The sequence below is a fragment of the Sphingomonas sp. AP4-R1 genome, from assembly GCF_013113735.1.
Lineage (GTDB): Bacteria > Pseudomonadota > Alphaproteobacteria > Sphingomonadales > Sphingomonadaceae > Sphingomonas_I.
Map to the genome: position 1 here is coordinate 1,473,189 of NZ_CP053346.1, position 22,110 is coordinate 1,495,298.

Consider the following 22,110-nt stretch of genomic DNA (forward strand, 5'->3'; position numbering starts at 1 on the left):
TGGGGTGTGGCAGTAGTCAGTGATGGATAGGCCGGTGATCAGTCTGGGGTCGTTTTGCATCGCTAAGACGATGATAGAGCGCGCTGGCTTCTCGCAACCCACCTACCCGTTCGACGATCTGTTCGCGTCGGTCGGTTGCGTCACTCACGCCATAGATGACGGCCTGAAAACCTTCCTCGACTATGACAATCTGCTGCCTGGTCCGAACGATCAGTCCTGGGTGCAGCGCCTTTATCGCCAGATGCTGGGCGAGCAGATGACGTTTGCGCACCATGACATGCGGCTTCCTCAGAATCGGGCGAAGTTCGAAAGGCGACGCGATCGGCTATTAGCACTGACAAAGGATAATAATCCGCTTTTCGTGCTCATTAGCTACGCCGATCGAATGGGCGGAGTTCGGCAGTTGGAACAGTTGCGCGACGCAATTAGCAGAAGATATGGAGCAAGCCACTTGCTTATCTGCACGTTCGGAAAATCAGGGGTCGATGATGTCATAGACTTCACCGCTCCCAACACGACCTTGCGTTGTTTAATAGATGACTGCCCCATAAGCGGCAAGGACTTCGTCCAGCATGAACATGCCGATTTTATGGTCGCGGCAATTCGCGATGCTTATGAGCGCAGTGGCGGCTTGCGAGATGGTCGGCTTTCGCCTGGCGCTGGCAAACGAGGCGTTTCCGTCAGTCGCTGGATCTTGGATAAATTCAAACGGACAGTAAGCGGCGAACTCAGATCAGAGACCAACAAGGGGGTGCGTCTCCTCTAAACACTGAGTGATGCCGAGATCGGCCAGTTGAAGCGCGACTTGGTCTGGGTGACAGAGGGGCGAGACATCTTAAAAAAGGCACCGCGTATTTCGCTTGAGATGCAAAGTAAGATACGCGTTCATTACCGAGCATTGCGATCGTTTCGGTATGCGGGCCATGTGCCGGTACCTGGCTGGGCAATCCAGTGGCTATATGCCCGGCAAAAGAGCCCAGTGAGCTGGCGAACTCAGGAAAATGCGAGGCAAACCGCGCTGATCCGGTAGGCCTAGAACGACAGCGGGAAGGCCTACGGTTACCGCAAGCTGCACGACGATCTGCTGTAACACGGTGAAACCTGCTGCCCCAACCGAGTTGCCTGGTTGATTAGGCTGGCGGGTATCAAGGCTCAGGTCGGCTGTAAGGCCGATCGGGGACCTATGGCGGCAAGCCGTCTCTGGTGATCGACAACACTCTGGATCGCCAGTTCGACGTGCCGTCGGGCGACCGTGCGTGTATGACTGAGATCAAGCGCGTCTTCCGGCTTTACCGGGAGGGTGGATTGAGCCTTCGGATCTGGCGTCCCTGCCGCAACGTCGGTGCTGCGAACCGCGAGCGCCAGCCGGCGGCGTCGGCGCCCAACGAGAGGTGGTCGACGGATTTCGTTATCAATCGGCGTCCAAAATGGACCCCTTTGTGGCGGTTGTCCCGGTAGTCCATAGGAAGAGCCCGCGGCCGGCGCTGCGCGCCGCCACGAGCGCAAGGGTGACGGCCGTAAGAGGTCCCTTTGGACCCACCGGGCCAACTCCCGGAAGGGGAGGTCCAGGGGAGGGTTTCAGCTCCGGTTTTTGACGCGCCAGCTGTCGTTGCCGGTTTCGACGATGTCGCAATGGTGGGTAATGCGGTCGAGTAGAGTAGTCGCCATCGGGGTCGCCGAAGACGGCTCTCATCCTCAAAGCGGTTCACCAGGTCGACAGTGTTGAAATAGCGGTCCCTGGCGCCGGCACGCACGACGTTGGTGGTGATAGCGATGGCGAGATGCGTCTTGCCCGTTCCGGTGCCGCCGACCAGCACGACGTTGCGCCGGCCGGAGAGGAACGACCCGCCATGCAGCGAGCGCACCACCCTTCGTTGATGGGCGTGCCATCGAAGACGAAGGCATCGAGTTCCTACACCGCTGGTGCTTTGCCGCCGTCATGCGGTAGCGGATGGACGCGGCATGCCGGTGGGGGCGCTCCGGCGCGCAGCAGGTCGGTCAGGATCTCCATGGTCGTGCGTTTGCGCTGCAGGCCCGTGGTGACGGCCTCGTCGAAGGCACTGGCCATGCCCTTGAGCCCGAGACCGCCCATCGCCTCCATTATCTCATGCCGCTGCATGGAGCCCCCCTGAGCTGGTCGTAGGGACCGCAGTCGGCGAGCGGCGGGTATTTCAATTCCAGATCCTCCGAAGTGACGATGGTTAGCGGTCGGGGCGGCTCGCGCCGGCGCGCCAGCATGTTGAGGGTGACGTCGCCGCTGACTGTGCCTGCAGCGAGCGCCTCGCGCACAGCGGCCTCGGCCCGTTGTCTGTACCTGGCCTGGTTTTCGACCTGATTCTTCTCCCAGCCTGCCGCCGGCGAGCAGGCGGTCGGCTCGACCATGTAGTGCGCCGTCATGACGAGGAAGCGGCGGTTGAAGACCCGCTCCTTGCCGGTGAACACCGTTGTCACCGCCGATTCATGTTGTCGTAGATGCCGCGTGTCGGCACGCCGCCGAAGAAAGCGAAGGCCCGCGCATGAGCGCCGAACACCCTCTCCTGCGTCTCGAGCGGATAGACCCGCACAATAGATGGCCCGCGACGCACAGAGTCGGACATGCGCCACCTTTCACCCGCATCGGCGAGCCGGCGATCTCAACGTCCTCGTGGCTCCAGTCGAACTGGTAGGCTTCGCCCGGACGGAACGTCAGCGGGATGAAGGCCGGCGCATCGACCGTATTCCGGCGACGCTCCTGCCGCCACCGCGCCGCATTGCGCCGGCCCGCGTCATATGCCCCCTCGTATCCCCTCGCGCAGCAGCAGGTCATGGATGCTGCTCATGCGCAGCTTTTCGCGCCGGGGTCGTGCCTCGTCTTCCTCCAGGAGCATGTCCAGTCGCTCCTGGAACGGCCCGATGCGCGGTAGCGGCTGCACGGTACGTCGATAGGAAAAGTCTGTCTCCGGTGCGCGGATCGCCTTGCGCACCACCTTGCGAGACAAAGTTCGGTCTCGCGCTATCTCAATGGCTTCCCCGGCCGCATGCTCGCGCCGGACCTTCATCGTCTCCAACACCAACATCCCGATCTCGCCGCCCGACTTCCGCCAAGCGCGCGTACCTAGGCCACCGGGATGACGGGTCCCTTTTCCACGCTGATCCACAGCATCCGCCGGGGGTAACCCCGGCGGATGCAAGCCGGAAGCTCGCATCACGTCCGAATGGAAAACCGGGGGAACGTCGTACATCCAAAGCCGCGGGCCGCCTCACACCGGCACGGGTTAGCGGACTTCACTCCGTCGGGACCACGGAATGCGTTCGGCCGGCAGTCACGGGGGGCGCCATTGGCTTACGGCGTGCGCTTGTGCGCTCAATAAACGCTATTCCGCAGTCGGCTGATCGTAATCCCGCTCAGACCATATCCAAGATTGCGGGAGTCGCGATCGCTGGCGCGACGTACTGGGCTGCGTAACTCGATCAGCATGTGACGAAAGAGTTCAGCTTCGAATTCAACGCAATGGTTCACGAGCCTAAAGCGCCTTGGGCGGCCGTTCACGAGCACTTCCGTGACACGGCATCGATCTTCGATGGCAAATGGAATCTCAAGCCGGACCGCATATCGTCCTGGAGCGGGCAAATCAGCGTAAACTGCAGCAGATGGTCCCAAGGACCATCGCCAGAGGTGTTTAGCCGACTCTTCGAGCCCGCCAATGGCGCGCAATCCTCGCAGGTCTTTAGCCGAGATCGTCCAAGATTCGGGCCAATCAGGAAGAGGTTCGTTGAACGGAGTGAACAGGTGTCCACAGACGGGCCGGAGATCGTCTGTGGAATATAGCGCCTGTGACGGTTTGATCTGTCGGGCGAGGCAGCCAATTTGATCGGGGTCCGGAACGGCGACCATCATTTCTTCGGTCCAACGTCCTGCATTGATCTTCAAGCCAAGATCCGTTGGTCTGAGAACATGATAAGTCAACGCCTCACGCAGGACTGTCAGGAGATCTCTCGCGGACGAGCTTCCCTCTGATAACCGGAATACAATAGCGGGACGTTGGCTCGCGATGGTTCTGAGCGAGGCTCGCACCACGCTTGCGCGTGCGCCGACGCCGCCGAAGATCATGATGCCAATCTTTCCCAGCGCTGGAGCCAAAGTGTCGAACTTGCGTCCGCGCAGGACCTGTTCGCCCGGTAGCGCGGCACGGGCAAGCGGATCGCGCTGTCGGACTTCATCAAAATCTTCCGCAGCAACGTAGCCAAGGTTGGCGATACCGTCTGTGCCGCGCTCGATCGAAAGATTCGCCAGTTCGAACTGGCGCGCATAAGCGAGTGGCGGCGCTGTGAGAATGCGCAAGTCACAGCCTGCCCAATCACGCGGTATGGCGCTCGCAAGTCGATCAATTTCAACGATCGCAGCGCCAGCTTTCAGGAAAAACGGAAGTTTTCCGAGGACCTCGTGCCAGTCTCCGCTGAAGAACAAGCTATTCATATCATTCGTTGATCCGTATGGCGGATCCATCCCACGTTACAAGGCTTCGCAGCGTAGCGACAAAGGCAAACTCCGTACCAGCATCGCTAATTGCTCCGTTGATTGAGATTTCTTGGAATGCACTAATTTGCCGCTGAATGATCAAGCCGACCTCCTCGCATAAAGTAGAAATGCGGCTTCGCTTCACGGCGAGATTCAGTGGTGGTGCCTCGTCATCGCCGTCAAATAATTCGGAAATGTGTGCGAAGTATTTTCCGTGTCTATCAATAATATTGAAAATAAGAATGCCGCCTAACTGCAAGCGTGAGACGGTGCGGTAGAGGAATTCCCCCGGCTGATCGACAAAGTCTTCCGCTTCGCAGGTCGCCAGGATCGTCCCGGCGGTGCGTCCAGCGCCCGAATCTGCGGCGCTGATCACATCGCTCCAGCCAAACGCATCCTTGGCCAGCTGCGCAGCGAAACCGTCCGAGGTCATCAAAACATCAGACTTTCTTCCAACCGGTAGCAGGAGTTCGCGCCACCACATGGAAGCAGGACGTAGCGGACATTGACGTGACAATGCTGTCGCCTTCGCCTCGACGTCCTTTCGCACGCTCGGCGCCAGAAATCTCCGTACTTGTCGATACGAGGGGACCTGCACCGTCACGATGTCGAAAAGGCAATCTTCAATCGCGTCGATATATCGAGTGACGAACTGCTCAGTCCGGAGATTGCTTTCGGCGTAATGACGCGCGTTGCTTTCCAAAGTTTCTCTGTAGCAATCGTTGCTTACGAGCGGCAGCAAGCGGTACGCCAGTCCATCTGGCGTCATTTCTTGTACGCCAACTTTAACCACGCACTCATCCGGCAGCTCCGAAAAGGTTCCGATATCCGTCACGACAGTGCAGCAACCCACCCCGAGCCCATTTGCGAGAGATCCGGAGGACTCGCCAAGCGTCGGGTAACGAAGATTGACGAGAATATCGCACGCGGCGAGATAGTCTATCATCTGTCCGTCTGGCACGTAGCCTTGGATCAGGACCCGGCCGTGGAGGCCCAGTCGCTGGATTTCTGCTGCCAGGTCGATTTCCTCGGCATTCTGCTCGCCCGCCACCACCAAAATAACAGGCTTCTCTCGCTCCGGAATGAGTTTGAGAGCCTTGAGCGTAAGGTCGACGCGTTTTGCCCGGGTGACGAACCCCAGCGAAAGAAGGATGATCGCATCCTGGCGTAACCCGAGCGAGTGCCTGGCCGCCCGCCTGCGATCTTGCCGGGACCCTCTGAGCGCATCTATGCGCTCCTGATAATGATGCGGGATGACGTGGATAGGGCGCTCGTAGCCTGCAGCCGTTGCGCGCAGGAAGCCAGTGAACGAGTGAGTCACTATGCCTTTGGCGCGCCGCACCAGAAGGGGGAGAAGCCCGAGCTCAGAATGAACGACGTGTGATTGTCGTTGCCAACGCGAGACATCTCGGGAAATCTCCAGGCCTTGCCGCCCGTAAGCCTCAAACATCAGTTCGGCATATGCCTCTCCGCCCGCCCCGCCCGGAAACGATGCGCCGACCATGTGCTGAATAGACAGGTCGTGAATAGTCACGAGGCCCGGTACGTTGCTGAGCGGCTTCAGGGCGTAGACGTGATCCAGATTGTTGCCGATCTGATAGGCGTGAGCGGCAGTTGCAAAGGATGATGTATGCTGATCGTATTCGAGTGCGGTGAGTGATGTGTAGCCGGGAGTGTGTAGTGGAGCCGTGTTCTCTGGCGTAACGACATAAAGATCATATTGGCAGGCCAGGCTATCGACGAAACTGGCTGTATAATCGGCAATGCCGTTCTTCAACGGAGGCATCGGCGAAAACATGACGAGCGGACGTTTGGTCATGCTGCCGTCTTCTCCCTAGTTTTATGCGATCTTGCCATTGAGAGAAGTCTATCGAATTCCGCTATCTGATTTGAAGTATAGGCGTCGAATATAACTGCTGATTCATGTCTCATTTTCGCGAGAGAATTAGGTTCATTGATATATCGGTCAAGGTAATCCACTAATGCATAAGCATCAGCAGTATCGTGGGCAGAAGATTCTGACGGAATGCCGCACATGCCTGCACGGGTGGTAACAAAGGGCATGCCATGCGACAGTGCCTCTACAGTCTTGATCTTCAGGCCTGTGCCACTGACATTCGGATTTATAAGAAGGTCGACTTGGCGGTAAAGGTTCTGCCTGCTGAGAACGAACCCGATGGCTGTAAATCCCGCCTTGCCGTGCGGGATCCGGTGAGCGATTCGTCCAGCGATCAGAAAGCGAAGCTTTTCTAGGATAGTAGGGCGAGCTTCCACCGCTTCAATGAGATTCTCTAGTGATCGGCGGTTGCTAGGATTGTCGCTGGCCATGTAGCCGGCGATGAACGGCGCGGCTGCACCATTGCGGGCCGGCAGGAAGTTTTGCGGCAGGATGTGTCCGATCGTTATAACAGGTCGGGCGGTTCGTTCTGCGAGAATTTTGGCCTCTTCATCCTGGATGGCGATCACGCAGTCGGCGCGGTCCAAGCCGCGACCTTCTTCTGCGGGAGAGCAATAGAACCAGGTCGGCGCTACGCCCTCGGCCTGCAAGACTTGATGGCGACCACCGAAAAGGTCGTGTGTGTCGATTGCGCAGAAGGTCTGCCGGCGTATCACCGTGGCGGCCAGCGACGCCCATATATAATTGACGATACAAATATCGAAGGTCCATAATTCCTGGAGATTTACAAGATAGGCCGCGAGCTCTTCCCCGCAGTAATCATCCAGGCCGAAACCATCTGCTCGCGTTTGTCGCTTGTCCGTGCGTGGTTGCACGTAATGAAAACTGTCCCAGCGACGCATCATTGCGGTTCGCTGATGCTCTGTGAGTCCTTCCATGCCGTAATAAACGAAATGTACTTGATAGCCTCGGTATTGAAGCATTTCACAAAAGCGGCCGATCCGGGCGGCATTGCCCTGATCGATCGGGTCAGACGGTATCGGCGATACAATCAGAGCGTGCATCATGCTGCTGTCCGAATTCCAGCGCTACTGGTTAACCGAGAACTTCGATATGGGAGACGGCAAGGCTGAGAAGCCGCGCGTCGCCATTTCGCGGATGATGCGCTTCTGTGGAAAAGGCCAGTACAGCAACGCCATCTCGCACGTTGCCAAGGCTAAGCTCCACGTGCCATCCGCTTTCATTGGCAATAACCGGGCCAGTCTGGGCGTCTGCACCGATTACCGTGATTTCCAGCAACTTTGCGGCACTGGGTTTCAGCATCATCGGGCCGCCGACGCGGATCCGAGCTCTCTGTCGGGTCCCGACGAACACCGATGCCAGTCCGAAGCCTGACATCCACCGGAAACGCTCGCCAGCTGCCGTTTCCTCCGGATCGTAAAAGCCCGAAAGGCACTGCGCATCGCTCAACGCCTCGTCCGCGTGTCGTAATGCTGCTGCGGAAATAATGTCGATACGGCTGATTGACAGCGATATGGCGTTTCGTCGCGCCGTTGTATCGACGTCAGTGGACTCTGAGCGGATCCTGAGGTCCAGCGCACCACCCGGCCGCATAGAAGCCCTGTTCACAGTGCCGATCAATTTCCAGGTGTCTGTCGAGGAGTCGTCAATTCGTGTGAGCGAAACAAGGTTCCCATTTACTTCGACTGAAGCCGACTCTAGTGCCTCTGGGGTGCTGCTTCCTGCGCCGTGTACAATCAGGACCGCATCATCTCTGTCCGAAAGTTGGAGCGCCAAATGGGCGCTTCGTCCCAGCCAGCGTCCACCGGTGGAGTTGGGGAAGTTATCGCTCCAGCCGAAGCCTATGAACGGTTCGCCGGGCAGAAACGTTGCGGTCAAAGGCAGCGGAGGGCCGATCCGCTCAAACCCGTTATCGGGAAGCATGCGCCACATCGCAGCGAGCTGTCTCTCTAGGCTGGCCCTTTGCAGTCCGACGATCGCGTCGATGCGGGGTATGATGACGCTCTGCAATTGATCGGCAAGCTGATCGACGATCTTTGTTTGCATCGTATCGACATCGTCAGTTAGCTTCGCCGCAAGGCGCTCAAGGCTGCCCAGCCTGTGTGCAAGATCATGGCCCGACAAAACGGAAATGACGAACGGGCTTCCCTCGAGATGGGGGCCATCCTCGACTCGAATTGAAATGGAGTGGGGCGTTCCGTCGAGAACGTCTGCAGGAATCTGTAGCTTTAGAGGGATGGATGTGATCAGACCGTCAGACTGCGGAATATCTTTGTGGAAAATCTGAGAACCGATGAGCCGATCACCACAATACGCGACGACTTTTAGGGGCAAAGCGTCGGGATTCACGTGGTTCAGCGTTCCGACTATTTCGCCAGCGCGCATAGCGACGGCTCCGTCGGCAAGAGTGAACGCGCGGACCACCTGCTCTTCCGTGGTATAAAGAAGCTCAGCTTCCGCTGGCTCAGAAATGCCCTTAACGCGGACACGTAGCGAGACTGGTGCCTCCAGCAATAGGGTTGCTGGAACCCGCATCGCAAAGTTAAGCCTATCAAGCTCCCGCGCCGGGGCTGGAGATGTGGATCCTAAGATCAGGCCATTGGCGGATACCTCGACGTCGAAGCCCGCCAGTTCGCTGCAAATACTTCCGTAAACGACGCCTCGCAAGGCGTGGTCTAGCGAAATTCTGCCCTGAGTTGGTCCACCCCCGGACTCCGTCAACCCAACCATCTTGTCCCCCAAATTTTTTCAGTTTTGCTGCAATCGCTTCAGCGCAACGCACGCCATGCCGCCATGCCAATGCTGCGAGCGATAGACCTTCATCGCATCGAAGCGATGTTCCTCGAAGAATGCCATGTTGAACCGATGAACGTGTCCTTCCGTCAGATCGACCTCGGCGAACGGGCATGCGATCACAACATAGCGGGTCGCTACAGTCTCGAGACTTGCCAAGAATGAGGACGGATCGTCGACATGCTCGATCGTGTGGCTGGAAAGGACGATGTCCCACGACCTGACATTGGCCAGGGCGTTGACGTCAACCGCAAGGCATTCGATGTCCTGATACTCATTCGAGGCTTGCGCGATCGCAGTCGCGTCCAAATCAAGTGCCGTCACTTGATGTAGTTTTAGGCGGGCGAATGAGCGAGGATGATGGATCGCGCGCAAGAGTGCGGTTCCTGCTGCCGTGCGCGCGCCAACATCCAGAAGGGAATGTGATAAATATCCCGGTATATTGTCACCCAGAAAGTTGCTGATGTCGCTGTAAAAAGATAGAGACTGGCTATCGCACTTGATTCTCATGTCCAGCTCTGGAGGAAGGTCGTCTTTGTGTTTTTGGAAGATATAAGTCATTGAATCTCTCTCAAGAGGGGAGTTGAACTATAGAAGTGGTAGAAAGACTCCACAACTTCTCGCAGTCCTTCAAAGACTTTTGTTGTAACTTGATTGAGGGGGGTTTGTAGGGATAATCTGCTCAAACCTACAAAGGAGCCTTCGGCAAGGCTTCCGAGCCCATAGCCCACCCTGACCGAGGTATAGATTGGTATGTTTACGCGCGACAGTGAGTAAGGGTGAAGGCTGCGCTGTTCCATTGCGCCGCCCATCGCTTCAGCCATCCGCTTGGCCATCTCGAACAGCAAATAGTTCGAAGGATGATTGACTGTGTAGAATAGCTTTCGCAGAGAGAGGTTGTTGTCAATAAAATCCGATATTTTTAGATCTGTGTCGCCTTCTCGCGCTCTTAGTTCTGCTAGGGATTGCTCGATCGGGTCAGGGTAGGCGTCCGAGAAATGCTCGAGAGAGTAGCGGGCGAGGCATTCTTCTACGCCCAGGCCTTGAATATAGGACCGATAAATCATCATCGGGTGATAATCGTCCAACGGCCCGACCAGCTTTCCGATGTCGTCAAGGTAGATATACTCTATGTCGGGAAAATATCCCGAAAAATATATATTTGGCCAAGATATAACGTTTGGAAACGCACTCTTCAGTTCACCGGTCCGCACGAATTCTAGGGGGTAGTCATCGCGAATCCGCTGGGCAAATATGACGTCGGATGATGAGCACGCGTCCATAATCGCGGCGCGATCGCCATCGGTCAGTTCGAAAACGGGCGGGAGCCGTCTTATTTCCCAATCACTGTGGATCGCGAAAATGGCTTCCAACGCCTGCGCCTGACAATTTCCGATGATCGACGCAACTGGCATGTCCTTAGGCCTGCTTTACCCCTATATCGCATCACGGCGTTGGACCAAGGCCGTCCTACGCTGCGTCGTCGCGTGGCAGATACGCGAGCGTTGTCGGTTGGGCAACCGGCGTCTCGACGGGGATGGGGTAGCTACGTCGGCGGCTTTGCGCGATATGTCACCGCATGAAAGATGAGCGCATAGCCTACTGGACAGAGGAATGGCCGAGCCGCAACTTCGGAGACTATATCAGCGAATATTTTCAGCGAACGATGTTCCTCGCGCCGCTGGTGCAGGCGGATCGCTATCGGCTGATCGGCAGCGTTATCGACGAACATGTGCTGCAAGGCGATTTGGATGCGTGCGATGCACCGGACGCGCGTATCGCGCTTTGGTGCTGTGGAAAGCGCGACGACCGTGCGCTTTCTTCTGGCGTGCGCGATCGGTGCATCTTTCTTGGCGCTCGTGGCCCGCTGACCGTCGCTGCTCTCGGGCTGTCGTCCGATACGCCGATCGGCGATCCGGCGCTGCTCTTACCGCTTCTCTATACGCCCAAGGGGGCTCAGGCCGGCGGGACGATCTGCGTCCCTCATTACCATGAGCCGCGGGGCGCGCAGGAATTGGCGGCGGAAAGTGGTGCGGATTTGCTGCTGTCGCCGGCTGTCGATTCGATCGAAGCGCTGGAGGCTTTGATAGAAAAGATTGCCACAGCTGATTTCGTTCTTGCGGGTGCGCTTCACGCCGCGATTGTCGCGGCGGCTTATGGGCGGCCTTTTGCTTATTGGAACACTGGTCATGTCGATGTGCCGATCAAGTGGGATGATTTTGCTTTGTCGTTGGGCATCGACATGCCGCGGGTGCAGACCGTGGAAGAAGGCAGGGAGGTCTACCGCATCCGGAGCGCGCGCATCAGGCTACCTTCCGCAAGCGGCATCCTCGGCTGCTGTCCGTTCGCTGTGCGGCCGCAGATCCTGATCCGTGCACTCGGTCAGGAGGCGGGCCTTCCGGCCTGCGATGTCGAGAAGCTTGCGGTCCTTGCTGAGAAAGGCCTGCTGCAGCAGGCTGGGGATGGGCTTTTCGATCGCCCTGCATCCGACCTCCGCAGGGCCGAAAAAGATGCGGCATGGCGATTGCAACGAATGGACTCCATCGTCGATGGCCTTGGCCATACCCTCGAATGGATCGCGTCAGAAGCGCATGCCGCTCGATTCCGCTTCGCTTCAGAGAGAGAGATGAAGATGAGTGCCGGCTCCGCGGGCGCCGCTTTTCTAGGGGATGGGTGGTCCAGCCCGAACGAGATCGGCCCATGGAGCGAGGGGGAGCACTCCATCGTTGAACTGCCTCCGACTACCGGATGGGCCGAGGCGGCCGTGCTGATGGCCACTGGTTACGTATTCGTTCCAGACACCGGTGATCGGGCTCCGCAGACGATCGCGGTGAGGTTGAACGACATTCCCGTGGCGATGGAAACGGTTGAGGTCGTTGAGGGGAGTCATACGCGGCCAATAAACTTCATGATCCCGGTGCCGACCAAGCTTCGCAAGCGAGGCGGGGTGTTGACCATGACATTTTCGTACGGAAGGCCGATTTCGCTGCGGGCGGCGGGGGTGGGTAGCGACGAGCGATTTATCGCCATGGCATTGGTTTCGTTGTCCCTCGCTGAGGGGAAAGAAGGCTGGACGCCGTAATGCTTACTCGCCATTAGGCAGTCCATGCCTCTGATGTTCAAGACGAAGAAATCTGCCGGCGTTTCGGTGACTCCGGCCGTTCACCGCCTCATCCAGCAAGCCAATGCCGCCCGTGCGTCGGGCGGCTGGAGCGTCGCTGCAGAGTATTTTGCAGCGGCTGTCGCGCGCGATCCCTCACTCTATCATGTTTGGATGCAGCTCGGACATGCGCACAAGGAAAGCAAATCCTATCAAAAGGCGGAACAGGCCTATCTGAAGGCCACAGAGCTGCGGCCCACCGCTGGTGAGCCTTACCTTCACCTGGGGCATCTTTACAAGGTGACAGGCGATTACGTTAAAGCCGGCCGGGCTTATATGCATGCAGTCAAAGTCGATCCCGCCAACGCCGACGCGGTAGCGGAGTTGCATCGCCAACTCGGGGCTTCGAGCGGTATGACGCGTGATCGCATGTTACAGTTTCTTGAACAGGAGTTTGGTGAGGACGTGGTCGACACCGACGAAGGTTTGGGCCGTTCCGTGAGGCAGGCCAAGGAATCTCTTTCCAAAATACTCGCGCATCTGCCTGGCAAGGCGGAGGAAGCGCGGCTGTTACGGTCTGCGTCCATGATGCTGGAAAACATTGATCGAATGGCGCCGGCCGATGAAAATGAGGGCGAAGTCGCGCTCATCTTCGATGCATCGGATCTGATTGGTTATTATAGCCATGCTCGCCTCCCCACGGGAATACAGCGCGTTCAGATCGAAGCGATTACCAATGCGTTGAATGCGCCCAATCGGCAAGTAAAGATTTGTTGCTTCATTGATGGTAGAGAAGATTGGCTGGAAGTTCCAATCTCCCAGTTCCGTGCTATTACCGAGTTGAGCGTGCGTAGTGGAGCCCGGGACGACCCCGAATGGGTATCAGCATTGAATCGCCTGCATCTCACGTTGGTGCTGGCTGATCCGCTTGAGTTCCCGGACGGCGCCTACTTGATTAATCTCGGGACTTCTTGGTGGTTGCACAATTATTTCCTTTTTGTGCGTGCTGCTCAAGAAAAACACCGAATCAAGTACATTCCCTTCATCCATGATTTCATTCCTATTGTGACGCCGCAGCATTGCGTGAAGGGACTTACGCAGGACTTCATTTCGTGGGCCATTGGTGTCTTTGAGCACGCCGCCTGCTACCTCGTCAATTCGCAGGCAACCAAACGTGACCTGCTGAAGGTCGCGGCAATTTTGGGCCATGACGTCGATCCGGACGATATTGCCGTGATCCGGCTGGACGCAGACTTCCGCAAGCCAGAAACGCGGCAGTTGGCCCGCGGCGAGCTTGCTAAATGGGGGCTCGACAACGAGCCTTACGTGCTTTTCGTATCCACGATCGAGTCTCGTAAGGGGCACGTCGTCGCCATGGATGCATGGCTGGAATTGATACAACGTCATGGTGGCCGAAAGACGCCGCGGTTGGTCTGCGTGGGTAAGAACGGCTGGCTAAACGACGCCGTGTTTCAACGACTTGAGCAGAGCGACGAGCTTGCCAGCCGCGTAACGATCCTCTCCTATTTGTCGGATGAAGAGCTGTCGTTGCTCTATCGTAATTGCCAGTTCACGATTTATCCCAGCCTGTACGAAGGTTGGGGGCTGCCGATCACAGAATCTCTTTGCTACGGAAAGCCGGTGATCGCTGCGCGAAGTTCATCTCTTCCCGAGGCGGGCGGCGAATTCGCAGTTTATGCGGAGGCGGGCTCGCCCGTGCAACTGGCCAATGCTGTAGAAAACATGGTTTTCGATCCGGTCTATCGCGCCGAGCGTCAGCTTAAGATCGCGACAGATTTCCAACCGCGTACCTGGTCGGATGTAGCTCAACAAATCGACGACGAGATCATGAGCTTGGTGCACAGTCGTCCGGCGCTAGCAGATCATGCAATTCCAAAAGCCAAGATTGGCGCGTATCATCCGGTTACCCGCAACGTTGCCACACGGATCTGGCCCGGCATTGGTTCGGGTGAAATTTTTCGCACGGGCCTGGGCTGGCTCTGGCCTGACACGTGGGGCTGTTGGACGCGGCCGGAGGGAGGCGAACTGACGATCGGCCTGCCAAGTGATAGAAAGCCACTGCGCGTATATCTGCTTTTGCAGAACTTCCCCAATCATACATGTCCGTGGCGGTTGCGGATCAAAGGACTTCCATCGATAGATGGAGAATTGCAGATGGGCGAACACCGGTGGGTTTCGTTCGATTATCCGGTTTTGGACGATGGCGGCACTCTAAGGATGAAGCTACGAGGGGGGTGGTCGGAAATTATCAAAATGAGCACCGGTGGCACCATAAAGGAATATTCTGCTTCGGTGGGCCTGAAGGGCTTTTTCCTCTGTGAAGCTGATGACCATGTCGCCCGGACAAAGTTTCTTGAGGCGGCATCGCTTGGAACGATTTCGGACCTCGATGCTTTCCGTGAGCATCTGGAGCCAACGCAGGACGAGGATGACTGGAATAATTGACTAGGCAGAAAAGATCGCTTCGATCGTTTCAATTCGGCACGAACAACGTTCTCCCGGCTGCGCTCAGTTCTCCAGCAAAGGTTGTTCTGAGCGCGAAGGCCCGGCCGGCTCCTGCAATATCTTCGGCCGCCTGTGGGTGCCGCGCGCACCAATCCATCTTTTCGATGAGGTCGGACATGTCGGAGCGTATTGGGACATAATGCTCCCACGCTGACAGGCGCGGCTCGAACCATTGATGCCACGCGCTTTCTACGCGCAGCATGCAGGCGCCAAGCCGCAGACGTTGAATGAAGTTCCAGCTATTGGAATTTCCATCAATGTCGATTGCGTATCGGGCTCGCTGCATATCGGGAGTAGGGATATAGTTACGTATTAGGTCTTCCTGGCGAAGTCTCGCGTCGACTGCTGCATCGTGCTCTGGCGTCAGACCTTGAACGACATTCGTGAATCCGCAATCTGCGCGCTTGCCGAGCGATGCGGCAATCCTGCAAAGCCTATAGCGTGGCAGGTCCTGCAATCGGTCAAGTGACAGGCCGAGGATGCCTGTAGTTGATCCGCGCCACAACAGTTGATCGTCCCGCTGTCTCCAAGGCACCGTCTCGACCAGAAAATCCTCGTAGCCACGAGCCTGATAGTAATAAATATCGGGGACGAGCGTTATACTTGCCCAATCTTTGCGAGCTTCCCAGGAAGCGCTGACTGCGTCGCCAGGATTGTCTTCCGCCTGAAAAAGAAAGGACGGCGCATCGAAAGCAGCCGAATGTTCCTCGGCTGCAGTGACGGCATGTAGGTGGCGCAGATAAGTGATCGTATCGGCTACGCGTGGATGCGGCAGTCCACCGCAGTCTGCTGCTTCAAAGCGTAGCAGTCCTCTCTCCCGATGCACGAGGAACGTCAGAACTGTGTTCAAGCCGGGGCATATCCGGTCTGCGATCACCTCTTGGGACAAAAGAGTAACATTCTCGTCGAGCACAAACATTGCTTCGCGGAGCCTTTCCCCAGTGCCTTCCGTCATCCTATCCTTGATCGTCTCATTTGGAAGTCAGCAACTCCCTGAAATACTCGATTGTCCGGGAAAGGCCCACCTCAAGGCGAACCTGCGGCTCCCAGCCCAGTTTAGACTTAGCGAAACTAATATCAGGGCAGCGCTGCAGGGGATCGTCTTGAGGAAGCGGGCGATAGACGATTTCCGAATTGGAGCCCGTGAGATCGATCACGCGCCTTGCAAGTTCGGCGACACTGATCTCGTGCGGATTCCCCAGATTCATTGGGCCGGTGCAGTCCTCGTCCGTCGCCATAAGCCGGACGAAACCTTCGACGAGATCGTCCACAAAGCAAAACGCACGGGTTTGGCTTCCGTCGCCATATAGGGTAATCGGCTGGCCACGGAGCGCCTGCACGATGAAGTTAGAGACGACGCGTCCGTCATTAGGGTGCATCCGCGGTCCATAGGTATTGAAGATCCGCGCGACCTTGATCCGAACGCCATGCTGGCGGTGATAATCGAAGAATAGCGTCTCAGCGGCGCGCTTCCCTTCATCGTAGCAGGCTCGCGGTCCCAGCGGATTAACGTTGCCGCGATAATCTTCGGCTTGTGGGCTGATCGTCGGATCACCGTAGACTTCGCTGGTCGAAGCCTGAAAGATTTTCGCCTTCACGCGCTTGGCGAGACCCAGCATGTTGATGGCGCCAACGACACTCGTCTTCGTCGTCTGCACGGGGTCGAACTGGTAATGGATCGGGGAGGCCGGGCAAGCCAGGTTGAAGATTTCGTCAACCTCGACATAGAGTGGAAACGTAACGTCGTGCCTCATTGCCTCAAAGTGCGGGCGCTTCAGCAAGGGCTCGATGTTGGCCTTGCTGCCGGTAAAATAATTATCGACGCAAAGGACGTCATGTCCTTCGTCAAGAAGGCGAGCGCAAAGATGAGATCCCAGAAAGCCGGCCCCGCCGGTTACCAGAACGCGCTTGATCGTGAGAGCCATGGGAGAACCTTGCAAATGCGATTAGGAAAATAATGAGCCACTGCCTTCTGCGCTCAATCGCTCAGTTGTGGGACTGGGGGGGGGCTTTTGCTCAGGCGGCTTGTAGCTGATTCTGATGATGCTGATCGATCGCCTCGTCGATCGTATCGAAGAACGTTAGTTCGCCGTTTCGTAACACAGCGCCCGTCGAGCAGTAGCTGCGCAGAGTGCCGGGATCGTGGCTGATCATGATCAACGTTCCGGTTTCAGCCCGATGGCGTAGTGCGGCTTCGCACTTCTGCCGGAAGCGGTCGTCGCCTGCGCCAGTCACCTCGTCGACGAGATAACAATCGAAGTCGATAGCAAGAGACACACCGAAAGAAAGACGGGCAGACATGCCCGCAGAGTAGGTAAATATGGGTTGGTTGAGATAGGGGCCCAGCTGTGCAAACTCCTCCACCCGCTCGAGCAATTCGCGCTCGTTCCGGCCGTATATCCGGGATATGAAGCGCGCATTATCTGCGCCGGTCAGCGTCGATTGAAAGCAACTGGTATAGCCGATGGGCCAAGAGCATGATCCCGAACGTTGAATGCGGCCGCTACTCGGCGCTTCCACCCCGGAAATAAGCCGCATCAGCGTGGATTTTCCTGCACCATTCGCGCCACAGATTCCGAGGCTCGCTCCATCCGGAATTTCGAAATTCAGGTCCTGATAGACCGTCTTGTGAAATTTCCCGACGTGGTAGATTTTCGAAACATTCTCAAACCGTATCATCAGATGGCTCCGTCGTCAGGCCGAATGTTCGCGAACGCCGGCTACGATTAGCCATCCCAAGGAATAGAGTAGCACCAACACCACGAACACTGTGAATACGATCTTTCCACTCTTGGGAAATAGAGCCCTCACGGGCATGTTCGGCTCTACGATCCGGACGACAAACAGTTGCTGCTTGCTCGCTTGCTCACTGGCTCTTTGCAGCGTCGCCGCAGCGTCGTCATAGCGCTTCGATGCGAATTGCTGTCGAAGCAGGAGGCCCTGATAGTCGCCGACATTTGCGGCGATGGCATTGGCGCCGCCCGATAGACGTGCGGACTCGGTAGCGACCTGGCCTTCGAGTGCCCGCACCCGCGATTCGACGGCGCGAAACTGCGGGCTTGAAGGCTGGACTGAACCCGTCATCGCTGAACGTGCTGCTCGCGCCTGGGCCAGGTTGCCCTGCAACTGCTTTACAAGCTCAATTTGCGCCTGCCCCGTTGCTATAGGATCGATACTGCGACGACGTTGGCGAAACGCAGTGGTAGCACTCTGCGTCTGCCGCACCATCTGCTCGGCCGAAGCGAGGTTCCGACGTGCAACCTGAACCGAACTTTCATAAGCTCGCCGGTTTAGAACGTTCACTCGCTGCTCGCCGAGCTCCAGAAGCGCGTTCACTAGGTCGTAGCTGTCCTGTGGGCGGAAGCCACGAACGCGGATGCTCGTTATTCCTGTTTCTGGATTTTGAAGAACATCGACTTGGCCGCGATAGAATTTTAGCAATCGCTCGGGCGATGGATTGGCCGGGTTCAACCGGCTCAACAAGTCCGCTTCCGGCCGCCGGAACTTCTCGATAAGTCCATAGCGCTGCTTGAGCGCCCCCACCGCGTCGTGTGAGGATAGATAGTCGCTCACGCTTGATGCGTCGCTGGAACCGATTGAGACGCCGGCGCCCAGCATACCGAGAGCGGCGCCGAGACCAGGCGACTGCTGCTGAGGGCTCGCGTTAGCTGTACGGACCAGAAAGTGCGCTTCCGACTCGTACTGGTTCGCTGCAATTAGGCTATAATACGCAGACACCATCAGCGTGGGTAACACCACGAAGACGATCCAGCGTCGTTTCGCCAAGAAGCTGAGCGCCTGCTGCAGGACGCCGCCATTCTGCCTGTCCGTCTCGAAAGTACCGTGCATCATAAAGTTTCTAACTGAGATGAACGTGCTTGCGCACCAGTTTGATGGAAAGAATGCCGATCAGTGTCAATTCAAGACAGGCAAGGGTGAGATAGGTGACGTCGACATACGTGTCATTCAAAGACTCGAATTGTCCATATCGACACATCTCGAAGATATGCGTTGTCGGCAGATAGCCCAACCAATCCCTATATGGCCGCGGAACCCACTTCATCATGTAGAATCCGCCAGCGATCGGCATGAACAGGTAGGTCATCGGATGCACCAGCCGGGCCACAAGCCGATTTTCGTGCGTCGCTGCGCAGCAGATCATCGACATCGCCCAAGAAAACCAGACCATGTAACCTGCGCCGGCGATCAGCCAAAGCGGACGTGCTGGGGGCAAAGAAAGATCAAACAGACAGGCCATCAAAAGCAGGAACGATACCGTGCCGCAGACGGCCGCGCTCTCCAGTAGGGCTCGCGCAGCCAGCATATCAAAAACCGTCACCATGCGGTGATAGAGTAGCGGGCGGTTCGTTTCGAGAGTGCCTTCTGCCCGTCCAAAAATGCCGCGGAAGATGATGAAAATACCATATCCGACCAGCGAGAATGGAACGGGCAGAATGTCCGTTCCGATATGGCCGGGGGCTACACCGTGAATGCCGGCGACGGCACCCGCAAGGAGCATCGGCTCCAAGAACATCCAGAGATAGCCGACATTTTCGCGGCCATAACGCGTATGCAATTCGCGCATAATCAAGGCGCCAATAACACGCCTCTGTACCTCGAAGGACTGAGCGAGCGACGTGCTGCAGTCAAAACCGCTAGTTTCTGCACGGGTGCTCATTGAGTGACCCTGTCTACCAAATCTATCACCGTGTCCATATGGCTTCCCCATTCGGGAAAGCACCAGTGCTTCAGGCGCGCGAGCTGCGCGGCACGCAGCGGACTATCGGATCGATGATAGTCCAGGATAATGTCGCGCCAACTTGATCCATCCAGGGGGTCGAGATAGTCCGGGACTTCGCCACCCGCTTCGCGCAGCGCGGCAAGGTCTGAACAGACGACGGGCACTCCTAGGGACAGCGCCTCCGTTACCGGCATTCCATATCCTTCGGCGAAGGAAGGAAGCAGCAGGGCTTTCGCACGTGCGAGCGTTTCCGTCACCTCGACGTCGCTCATATCGTTCCGTTCCACCACATAAGGTTTCAGCACGGCACACCGCTCAAGCATGTCCACCACTTGCTCGTTCTCCCAGCCGCGCCGCCCGATAATAATCAGACGCGGGACATCGCCGACAGCAAGCTGGGCGAAGTTTCGCCACAGGTTTAAAAGAAGCAAGTGGTTCTTCCGAGGCTCGATTGTTCCGATGCACACGAATTGGCTGCCAGCCACAGGATTGCCGGAGAGTTTACGCTTCGTGGTGCCGAGATGCGCGACCGCGATTTCGCGGGCCCGTGGTATGCGTTCTAGCCAAGTATGAAGTGAAGCCAGCGTTGCGCGTGAATTGCACAGTATGCCATCGGCGAGATTCGCGATCGTCCGGATGCGCGCCTCATGTTTGGCGACGCCATCCGGCCGGCCATATTCGGGAAACTCTATTGGGATTAGGTCGTGAACGAGGCAAACGAAGCGGGCACGCTCGTTAGCCAGGATTCGTTGCACTAGATTGGGCCGTGTAAGATTGTTAGGCGACGCTTGAAGATAGACGCGCGGGCGATCCTCCAGCGAGCCCGCGCTGAAGCGCGGCCTTAAAGCAGCCAGCGTGCTCGCCACGAAGCGCCGTTTGTCCCAGACAGATGTAAAGCCATGAGAGGACCACCGCTGCTCGGTAACGTCAAGAAAGCGAAGCACGGCCGAGCGATCCAATCGCCCATAAAAACCCATGGGATGCACGGCCGCGAAAGATAGCCGCTCGGGCACGCGCGCAAGAAGGCCGCGCGCATAAGCCATCTCACAACGGTCCACGCCTGTCGGCGTGGCGTGCGTGATGCGCGACAGCAACCGCGAGAGATCGAGCACAATCTCGGCCGGATTATCTACTGTGATGGACGCCGCCATGGAAAGGAGGGCGCTTGCCCAGCTCCTATCGCGCGGCGAGCCGGCTCGCCAGTTCGGCGAGGTCGACGGGCACGTCGCGCAGTTCGGTGATCACCTCGGCCACCTCGGCCGCCACGCGATCCAGTTGCTCTTCCTCATGCAGGCTCGAGATGAAGAATCGCAATCGCGCCCCTTGCTCCGGCACGGCGGGGTAGATGATAGGCTGCACGTTGATGCCGCGTGCGAACAGCGCGTCGGCGGCGCGCGCGGCGACGATCGAACTGCCGGTCATGATCGGAACGATCGCGGTGCCGATCGAGGGGCCGGTGTCGAGCCCGTGCGCCTGCGCGGCGGCGAGGAAGCGGGCGCCATTGGCCTGCAGTTTCGCCACGCGCTCCGGCTCGGCCGCCATCACCTCCAGGCTCGCGAGCGCGGCGGCGGCGACGGGCGGGGGCAGGCCGACCGAATAGACGAAGCCCGGCGCCGAATAGCGCAGATATTCGATCAGCTGGCGGCTGCCGCAGATATAGCCGCCGCAGCCCGACAGCGTCTTGGAGAGCGTGCCCATCCACACGTCGATCTCGCCCGGATCGATCCCGGCATGCTCGAAAATCCCGTGACCCTTGGCGCCAAGGACGCCGAGCGAATGGGCTTCGTCGACCATGATGTGCGCGCGGTGGCGGCGGGCGATCGCGATCAGGCGGGCCAGATCGGGGATGTCGCCATCCATGCTGTAATGGCCCTCGACCACGATCAGCGCGCGATCGGCGCCCGAGCGGGCCTGGCTGAGCAGGCGGTCCAACTCGTCCATGTCGTTGTGCGGGAAGGCGATGCGCTGCGCGCCGCTCATCAGCGCGCCCTGCACGATGCTGTTGTGCGAGAGGGAGTCGTGCAGGATCAGGTCGCCCCGGCCGACCAGATGGCCGATCACCGTGACGTTGGTGGCGTGGCCGCTGACGAGCGTGATCGCGTCTTCCGTGCCGTAGATGTCGGCCAGCGCCTGCTCCAGGTCCTGGTGCACGGGTCGCTCGCCCGAGACGATCCGGCTGGCGGAGACGGACGTGCCGTAGCGATCGATCGCGTCCTTCGCGGCGGTGGTGACGCGGCTGTCCCCGTTGAGGCCGAGATAATTGTACGAGACGAAATTGTCGTAGCTCTTCCCGTCGATGACGGAGGTGGCGCCGGCCACGCCCTCGTGCACGCGGAAATAGGGGTTGGAGATGCCGAGCGCGTCGCCCGCGCGCTGCACCATCGCGATGTCGCCGGCCACGTCGCTGCGGCCGAGCGGCGCGCGCGGTTCGGGGAGCGCCTCGACATGGGGGCCGGGTTGTCGTGCCGAGAGCCGCGCGAGGAGCTGTGCCTTGGCGGCGCCGGAAAGTCCGAAAGAATCAGTCATCTGGGTGA

Annotated in this window: 17 protein-coding genes and 4 pseudogenes; 5 read left to right on the forward strand and 16 right to left on the reverse strand. The window is 58.0% G+C overall.

Translation table 11 applies throughout. The features are described from left to right. Positions 1-34: 34 nt before the first annotated feature. The 3 genes and pseudogenes from HL653_RS07255 to HL653_RS07260 form a co-directional block, all read left to right on the forward strand. Positions 35-766, forward strand: coding sequence for a DUF1796 family putative cysteine peptidase (locus tag HL653_RS07255; protein ID WP_171743928.1), 732 nt, complete (start codon positions 35-37; stop codon positions 764-766). Positions 767-781: 15 nt separating this feature from the next. Next, a pseudogene (locus HL653_RS24125) lies at positions 782-1,272 on the forward strand (IS3 family transposase); the annotation flags it as partial. Next, positions 1,273-1,410: pseudogene (locus HL653_RS07260) on the forward strand (IS3 family transposase); the annotation flags it as partial. It abuts the pseudogene before it with no gap. Positions 1,411-1,578: 168 nt separating this feature from the next. Here the strand turns inward: HL653_RS07260 and HL653_RS24460 are convergent. The 9 genes and pseudogenes from HL653_RS24460 to HL653_RS07300 form a co-directional block, all read right to left on the reverse strand. After that, positions 1,579-1,826: pseudogene (locus HL653_RS24460) on the reverse strand (ATP-binding protein); the annotation flags it as partial. An 86-nt stretch (positions 1,827-1,912) separates the two neighbouring features. Further along, a complete protein-coding gene (locus tag HL653_RS24465) occupies positions 1,913-2,119 on the reverse strand; it encodes a hypothetical protein (protein ID WP_301337962.1) in 207 nt (68 codons plus the stop codon). Between the two features lie 200 nt (positions 2,120-2,319). Next, positions 2,320-3,056 (reverse strand): annotated as a pseudogene (gene istA / locus HL653_RS07270) (IS21 family transposase); the annotation flags it as partial. 287 nt (positions 3,057-3,343) lie between these two features. Next, positions 3,344-4,456, reverse strand: a complete 1,113-nt coding sequence (locus HL653_RS07275; protein ID WP_171743929.1) for a hypothetical protein — start codon at positions 4,454-4,456, stop codon at positions 3,344-3,346. A gap of 1 nt (position 4,457) precedes the next feature. Beyond that, a complete protein-coding gene (locus tag HL653_RS07280; protein ID WP_171743930.1) occupies positions 4,458-6,317 on the reverse strand; it encodes a glycosyltransferase family 4 protein in 1,860 nt (619 codons plus the stop codon). Further along, the gene (locus tag HL653_RS07285) at positions 6,314-7,462 is read right to left on the reverse strand and encodes a glycosyltransferase (protein WP_171743931.1); all 1,149 of its coding nucleotides are present in this window, start codon (positions 7,460-7,462) and stop codon (positions 6,314-6,316) included. Before HL653_RS07285 ends, HL653_RS07280 begins: the two co-directional genes overlap by 4 nt. 28 nt (positions 7,463-7,490) lie before the next feature. Continuing rightward, positions 7,491-9,083 carry a hypothetical protein gene (locus HL653_RS07290; protein WP_171743932.1) on the reverse strand — a complete coding sequence of 531 codons (1,593 nt, stop codon included), beginning with the start codon at positions 9,081-9,083 and terminating at the stop codon, positions 7,491-7,493. An 81-nt stretch (positions 9,084-9,164) separates the two neighbouring features. Continuing rightward, positions 9,165-9,770, reverse strand: coding sequence for a bifunctional 2-polyprenyl-6-hydroxyphenol methylase/3-demethylubiquinol 3-O-methyltransferase UbiG (locus HL653_RS07295; protein WP_171743933.1), 606 nt, complete (start codon positions 9,768-9,770; stop codon positions 9,165-9,167). Then, positions 9,767-10,624, reverse strand: coding sequence for a WcbI family polysaccharide biosynthesis putative acetyltransferase (locus HL653_RS07300; protein WP_171743934.1), 858 nt, complete (start codon positions 10,622-10,624; stop codon positions 9,767-9,769). The genes HL653_RS07295 and HL653_RS07300 overlap by 4 nt, the downstream gene beginning before the upstream one ends. A gap of 164 nt (positions 10,625-10,788) precedes the next feature. Here HL653_RS07300 and HL653_RS07305 point away from each other — a divergent pair, with 164 nt between their 5' ends. Beyond that, positions 10,789-12,291: a hypothetical protein gene (locus tag HL653_RS07305; protein WP_171743935.1), complete on the forward strand. Its 1,503-nt coding sequence runs from the start codon at positions 10,789-10,791 to the stop codon at positions 12,289-12,291. A 33-nt stretch (positions 12,292-12,324) separates the two neighbouring features. Beyond that, positions 12,325-14,775, forward strand: a complete 2,451-nt coding sequence (locus HL653_RS07310) for a glycosyltransferase (RefSeq protein WP_171743936.1) — start codon at positions 12,325-12,327, stop codon at positions 14,773-14,775. A 28-nt stretch (positions 14,776-14,803) separates the two neighbouring features. On the opposite strand, the gene HL653_RS07315 is transcribed toward HL653_RS07310, so the two are convergent. From HL653_RS07315 to HL653_RS07345, 7 genes are all read right to left on the reverse strand, one after another. Continuing rightward, positions 14,804-15,790: a glycosyl transferase family 90 gene (locus HL653_RS07315; RefSeq protein WP_171743937.1), complete on the reverse strand. Its 987-nt coding sequence runs from the start codon at positions 15,788-15,790 to the stop codon at positions 14,804-14,806. Positions 15,791-15,806: 16 nt separating this feature from the next. Further along, positions 15,807-16,760 (reverse strand): UDP-glucuronic acid decarboxylase family protein, encoded by a 954-nt coding sequence (locus tag HL653_RS07320; protein ID WP_171743938.1) that lies wholly within the window; start codon positions 16,758-16,760, stop codon positions 15,807-15,809. Between the two features lie 91 nt (positions 16,761-16,851). Beyond that, positions 16,852-17,514 carry an ABC transporter ATP-binding protein gene (locus tag HL653_RS07325; RefSeq protein WP_171743939.1) on the reverse strand — a complete coding sequence of 221 codons (663 nt, stop codon included), beginning with the start codon at positions 17,512-17,514 and terminating at the stop codon, positions 16,852-16,854. A 15-nt stretch (positions 17,515-17,529) separates the two neighbouring features. Next, positions 17,530-18,687 carry a lipopolysaccharide biosynthesis protein gene (locus HL653_RS07330; protein WP_171743940.1) on the reverse strand — a complete coding sequence of 386 codons (1,158 nt, stop codon included), beginning with the start codon at positions 18,685-18,687 and terminating at the stop codon, positions 17,530-17,532. 7 nt (positions 18,688-18,694) lie between these two features. Then, positions 18,695-19,513, reverse strand: coding sequence for an ABC transporter permease (locus HL653_RS07335; protein ID WP_171743941.1), 819 nt, complete (start codon positions 19,511-19,513; stop codon positions 18,695-18,697). After that, a complete protein-coding gene (locus HL653_RS07340; protein ID WP_171743942.1) occupies positions 19,510-20,727 on the reverse strand; it encodes a glycosyltransferase family 1 protein in 1,218 nt (405 codons plus the stop codon). Before HL653_RS07340 ends, HL653_RS07335 begins: the two co-directional genes overlap by 4 nt. A 25-nt stretch (positions 20,728-20,752) precedes the next feature. Further along, positions 20,753-22,102 carry an aminotransferase class I/II-fold pyridoxal phosphate-dependent enzyme gene (locus HL653_RS07345; RefSeq protein ID WP_171743943.1) on the reverse strand — a complete coding sequence of 450 codons (1,350 nt, stop codon included), beginning with the start codon at positions 22,100-22,102 and terminating at the stop codon, positions 20,753-20,755. Positions 22,103-22,110 lie beyond the last annotated feature (8 nt).